Below are 495 nucleotides of genomic sequence, written 5' to 3' on the forward strand. Positions count from 1 at the left end.
ACCGCTCGGGTGAGCAACCGCGAGCAAACGGCGGAAGCAACGCCGGCAGCCCCAGTACCTGCCGCGCCCCAGCAGGGCGTGCTGCCAATCGTGACCAATCAGTTCGCGACGGTCACGGTGGTGCCGAACGAGGAGATCCGCCGCGAAGGCGGCGGCCAGCTCGGCGATCTCCTGTTCTCCAAGCCCGGCATCACCGGCTCGAGCTTTGCGCCCGGCGCCTCCAGCCGGCCGATCATCCGCGGGCTCGACGTCAACCGCGTCGGCATCGTCGAGAACGGCACCAATTCCAGCGGCGCCTCCGACCTCGGCGAAGATCATTTCGTCCCGATCGATCCGCTCGCGACCAACCAGATCGAAGTGGTGCGCGGGCCGGCCGCGCTGCGCTACGGCTCCACCTCGATCGGCGGCGTCGTCAGCGCGACCAACAACCGGATCCCGGACGCGATGCCGAGTTGCGCTCCGTCGTTCCAGACCTACGGCCTGCCGACCAAGGCC

The 495-nt window shown here is 69.1% G+C and carries 1 protein-coding gene; it reads left to right on the forward strand.

Annotation, left to right across the window (positions count from 1 at the left end; genetic code table 11):
* On the forward strand, positions 1-495 hold a 495-nt coding region (locus tag MOV75_RS41660; RefSeq protein WP_247008711.1), incomplete at both ends, for a Plug domain-containing protein.

This window comes from Bradyrhizobium sp. PRIMUS42, from assembly GCF_023006515.1.
Taxonomy (GTDB): domain Bacteria; phylum Pseudomonadota; class Alphaproteobacteria; order Rhizobiales; family Xanthobacteraceae; genus Bradyrhizobium.